Here is a 5,207-nt window from a genome sequence, read left to right as displayed (position 1 = left end):
CTGGAGCAGCCGCCGAGCCTGGAGGCCGGCGAAATCACCGACAAGGGTTCGATCAACCAGCGCAACGTGCTGCGCGCGCGCGCGGCGTTGGTCGAGCAGTTATATGCCGGTACCGCGCCGGGCGCGGTCGCGGCGCCGCCGTCATGACCGCACCACTCGGCCGCGCGACCGGATAGCGGACCGCGCTCCTTCGCATCACCGGCTTCGAGACTTGGGAGGGAATCGATGACTGTGCCTCTTGCGCGCGCGCGGCGTGCGCCCCGTAGCGTGTGCCTGGCAATGCTGTGCAGCGTCGGCTGCGCCCAGGCCGATGCCGAACCCAACGGCCCGCAGAGCAAGCTGCTGGCCGATCAGGAAGACTATTCGGCGCTGGCCGAGCGCTCGCGCCAGGGCTGGGAGAAGTGGAAGTACCTCCCGCTCGGCGACGGCTGGCTCAGCCTCGGCGGCGAGAGCCGCACGCTGTACGACTATCGCGAGCACGCCGGCTTCGGCCGCTTCGCCACCGATCCGCACGGCTATGCGCAGCAGCGCCTGCGCTTGTGGGCCGACTACCGGCCGTCGGCGTATGTGCGTCTGTTCGGCGAACTCGCCGACAGCCGCGTGGCTGGCCTGCAGACACGGCCCGTGCAGGCCACCGACCGCAACCCGCTGGACCTGGCGCAGGGGTTCGTCGAACTGTCCGACGGGCAGAAGGCGCCGGCCTGGCGCCTGCGCGCCGGCCGCCAGCAGATCGCCTACGCCTGGCAGCGCCTGCTCGACCCGCGCGATCCGGCCAACTCGCGCATGCCGTTCGATGCGGTGCGGCTGCTGACCCGGCAGCCGCGCTGGAGCGGCGGCCTGCTGTGGGGACGCCCGGTGCTGACCCGCACCGGCAGCTTCGACGACCGTGCCAACCGCGACCAGCGCCTGTGGGGCGCGCACGCCGAAGTGCCGCTGTCGCCCAGCCAGCCGAAGGCGGCGCTGCTGGAGACGCTGTACCTGGACACCGTGCAGGACGGGCGTCGCTATGGCGGCGTGGTCGGCGAGGAGCATCGGCACACCTTGTCCACGCGCCTGAGCGGCGCGGTGCAGGGCTGGGACTACGACTTGGAGCTGATCGGCCAGCGCGGCCATTTCGCCGGCCAGCGCGTGCGCGCCTGGCAGGGCACGCTGTTCGGCGGCTACACCTTCGCCACGACGACGTGGTCGCCGCGCCTGGGCTGGCGCATGGAGGTCTCGTCCGGCGACCGCGATCCGCGCGATGGCGAACTGAACACCTTCAATGGCCTGTACGCGCGCGCCTCGGTGTTCGACGGCAGCATGATCAGCAGCAACGTGCGCGCCATCGGCCCGGAACTGGTGCTGCGTCCCAGCGAGCGGCTGTGGATCGACATGTACGTGCTCAAGCTGCAGCGGCAGAGCCTGCACGACGGCGTATACGCGGCCGGCTGGCGGGTGCTGCAGCCGGGCGACGCCAACGATGCGCGCGACATCGGCACGCGCTCGGTGCTGTGGGTGAAGTATCGCTTCAACGCCTTCGCCAGCCTGGACGTGTACGCCCACTACACCCAGGCCGGGCCGTTCCTGCGCGAGGGACCGGTGCGCGGCCGCGACTACTTCTACATCGCCCCCTTCCTGACCCTGCGCTTCTGAGCCGGAGCCTTTCCATGCGCGATCCGCTGCCATCGCCTGCGCCGTACCGCCCGCTGTATGCGTGGTACGTCACCATCGTGCTGTTGCTGGCCTACACGCTGTCCTTCGTCGACCGGCAGATCCTCGGATTGCTGGTGCAGCCGATCAAGCGCGACCTGCAGCTGTCCGACTCGGCCTTCAGCCTGATCCATGGCTTCGCCTTCGCGGTGTTCTACACGCTGATCGGGGTGATGCTCGGCCGCGTCGCCGACCGCCGCAACCGTCGCAACCTGATCGTGCTCGGCGTGGTGATATGGATCGCGGCGACCGCCGCCGGCGCCTACGTCACCAGCTTCTTCACCCTGTTCCTGGCGCGGGTGTTCGTTGGCGTCGGCGAGGCCTCGCTGTCGCCGGCGGCGTACTCGATGCTGGCCGACTACTTCCCGCCGGAAAAACGCGCGCGGGCGATGAGCGTGTACACCTCCGGCGTCTACATCGGCTCGGCGGCGGCGTTCATCGTCGGTGGCCTGGTGATCGCGGCCACCAGCAAGGAGAGCACGGTGGTGCTGCCGCTGCTGGGCAGCTTCCGGCCCTGGCAGGCGGCCTTCATCCTGGTCGCGCTGCCCGGCCTGGTGGTGATCGCGCTGATGGCCACGGTGCGCGAGCCGGCGCGGCGCGAGCAGGCCGCGGCGGTGCCCAGCGTGCGCCCGGACCTGAGCCACCTGCGCGACAACGCGCGGGTGTACGTGGCGCTGTTCCTGGCCAACGGGGTGATCGCGATGATCACCTTCGGCATCACCGCCTGGTTGCCAGCCACCTTCATCCGCCGCTGGCAGTGGACCCCGGGCGAGATCGGCCCGGCCTACGGCATCATCATTCTCACCTTCGGCATCGCCGGCATGCTGTTCAGCGGCTTTCTGGCCGACCGCCTGGCGGCGCGCGGCAGCCGCGACGCGGCACTGAAGATCTCGCTGGTCGGCGCCGTGCTGCTGGTGATCAGCAGTGCGCTGTTCGCGGTGGCACCAGGGCCGTGGCCGGCGCTGGCGGCGATCGCGCTGACCACGTTCGTGCTGGGCATGCCGGTGGCGCTGGCGCCGGCGATCCTGCAGGCGGTCACCCCCAATCGCCTACGCGGCCAGGTCACCTCGATCTACCTGCTGTTGGTCAACCTGATCGGGCTGGGCCTAGGGCCGTACCTGGTGGCGCTGGGCACCGACCACGTACTCGCCGACGAGCGCCAGGTCGGGCTGTCGCTGGGCGTGGTGTGCATGGGTGCGGCGCTGCTCGGCGCGCTGTGCCTGTGGACCGCCGCCGCGCCGTACCGGGCGCTGCTGCGGCGCGTGGACGCGGTGTTGTGACCATGCGCGGCCATGCCCCTACAATGCAATGGCGACGGCACCGCCGGCCGGCGCCGACGGATGCGTGCGCAGCCGCCGTGACCTGGCCGCAGGACGCCCCATGCAGGAAGCGCAGTGAGTTCGAAACCGAGTCCCGAGATGTCCAACAGCGCGTTGCCCGCCGATCCGCACACGGCGGACAGCGTGGACCAGCGGCGCCTGACCAGCCTGATCGGCTACCGCATCACCCGCACCGAACTGCAGGTGCGGCGGCTGTTCCAGGACTGCGTGCGCGCTTTCGAGCTGAAGCCGGTGGAGTATTCGCTGCTGGTGCTGGTGGACGCCAATCCCGGCATCAACCAGCGGCAGCTGGGCGAGGTGTTGAGCGTGTCGCCGCCGAACCTGGCGATCGTGGTCGCGCGCTTGGTCAAGCGCAAACTGCTGCGGCAGGTGCGCGGGCGCCAGGACCGGCGCATGCAGCACCTGCATCTGACCGCCGCCGGCACGGCGCTGTTGGCGCAGGCCGAAGCCGAAGTGGTGCGCATGGAGCAGCAGCTCGGCACCGCGCTCGGCGCGACCTCGGCACGCGCGCTGCTGCAGGCGCTGGACCGGCTGGACGCGCTCGACCGCCTGTAGCGGCCCCCTGCGGCGCGGCTGGTTCTTGCCGTCCGCCCTTCTTTCTCGCTGATTCCCGACCCGCCGCCAGCGTCCCGCTGACGGCGTGCGTCGCCGCGTGGTCGCGCCCTGCGCGCGCTGCGTGTTTGCGTTCCTGTCCCCCCGCACCCCGCCGTTCCCCTTTCGCTTGGAGTGCCTGCCCGTGAAGCGTGTCCGCTACCGTGTCCCCTCGTCGCCGCGTGCCCGTGCGCGCCTGTCTCTGCTCGCCGTGCTGGCCATCGCCTGGGTCGCCCCGGCGGCCGCGCAATCGGTGCCGCAGAGCGCCACCTTGCCGACCGGCATCAATACCGGCGGCACCAGCTTCTTCGACGGTTTCAGCAAGCCCAACCCGGGCTGGACCGCGATCCAGTACCTGCGCCGCTACGACTTCGACGCGATCAAGGACGCGCACGGCGACGACGTGCCGGTGTTTCGCGATCCGCACATCGGCTCCTCGGTGTGGGTCACCCAGGTCGCCTACCTCAGCGACTACAAGCTGTTCGGCGGCTCCCTCGGCATCACCGCACTGGCGGCGCTGGTCGATCTGGATACGTCGTTCGCGTACGACAGCCCGGTGGCGCTGCGCGACAACGGCGCCGGCCTGGGCGACCTGACCATCGGCCCCTACCTGCAGATGGCACCGGTGATCCGCAATGGCCGCCCGGTGTTCTCGCAACGCTTCGAACTGGATGTGCTGGCGCCGATCGGCAAGTTCGACCGCAACCGCGACGTCAACCAGGGCGCGGGCTACTGGTCGGTGCTGCCGAGCTGGGCCTTCAGCATCCTGCCGACGCCGCGCTGGGAAATCAGCGGACGGCTTAACTACATTTACAACTTCCGCGCCGACAAGGCCTCCAACGTGCCGCAGGGGGACGGCTTCGTGTTCCGCAACGGCCAGGCCGGCGACGCCGCCTGGCTCAACTTCGCCAGTTCGCTGGAAGTGGTCAAGGACCTGCACCTGGGCATCAACGGCTACTACCTCAAGCAGTTGCGCGACAACCGCACCAATGGCGAACGCGTCGCCGACAGCAAGCAGACCCAGTTCTACCTGGGCCCCGGCCTGTCCTGGCGGATCGACCAGAAGAACATCTTCAACGCCAACTTCTACATGCCAGTGGAGGTCAAGAACGCGCCCTCCGGCCACAACGTCAACGTCCAGTACATCCACGTCTTCTGACCAACTCCGCAACGGACACGCGCTGCCATGAACCTGCACAACAAGACCATCCTCGTCACCGGCGTGGCCTCCGGCATCGGCGCCGAGGTCGCGCGCCTGGCGCGCTTCCACGGCGCCACCGTGATCGGCATCGACCGCCAGCCGGTCAACATGACCCTGCACGGCTTCCACCAGGCCGATCTGGGCGACCCGGCCTCGATCGACGCGCTGGTGGCGCAGCTGCCCGAGCGCATCGATGCGCTGGCCAACATCGCCGGCGTGCCCGGTACCGCGCCGGTGGACGTGGTGGCGAAGGTCAACTATCTGGGCCTGCGCCACCTCAGCCAGGCGTTGCTGCCGCGTATCGTGCCCGGCGGCAGCATCATCAACATCGCCTCCATCCTCGGCGCCGAGTGGCCGCAGCGGCTGGACCTGCACAAGCAGCTGGC

5 protein-coding genes are annotated in these 5,207 nt (G+C 69.8%); all 5 read left to right on the top strand.

Annotated features, from left to right (window positions below; genetic code table 11):
- Window positions 1-225 precede the first annotated feature (225 nt).
- Window positions 226-1,632, top strand: a complete 1,407-nt coding sequence (locus D588_RS0110690; protein WP_232764277.1) for an alginate export family protein — start codon at window positions 226-228, stop codon at window positions 1,630-1,632.
- Between the two features lie 14 nt (window positions 1,633-1,646).
- Window positions 1,647-2,969 (top strand): MFS transporter, encoded by a 1,323-nt coding sequence (locus D588_RS0110685; protein WP_017915959.1) that lies wholly within the window; start codon window positions 1,647-1,649, stop codon window positions 2,967-2,969.
- 138 nt (window positions 2,970-3,107) lie between these two features.
- Window positions 3,108-3,584, top strand: coding sequence for a MarR family transcriptional regulator (locus D588_RS0110680; protein ID WP_017908083.1), 477 nt, complete (start codon window positions 3,108-3,110; stop codon window positions 3,582-3,584).
- Window positions 3,585-3,816: 232 nt separating this feature from the next.
- Complete coding sequence (locus D588_RS0110675; protein WP_081613532.1) at window positions 3,817-4,779, top strand: transporter; 963 nt, start codon at window positions 3,817-3,819, stop codon at window positions 4,777-4,779.
- Window positions 4,780-4,806: 27 nt separating this feature from the next.
- Window positions 4,807-5,207 (top strand): SDR family NAD(P)-dependent oxidoreductase (locus D588_RS0110670; RefSeq protein ID WP_017915957.1); only part of this gene is annotated, 401 nt, incomplete at its 3' end.

Origin of the sequence: Xanthomonas sp. SHU 308, assembly GCF_000364645.1 — a bacterium.
GTDB classification, from domain to species: Bacteria; Pseudomonadota; Gammaproteobacteria; order Xanthomonadales; family Xanthomonadaceae; genus Xanthomonas_A; species Xanthomonas_A sontii.
The sequence above is the reverse complement of the archived record's forward strand: the minus strand, read 5'-3'. Positions and strand labels throughout refer to the sequence as shown.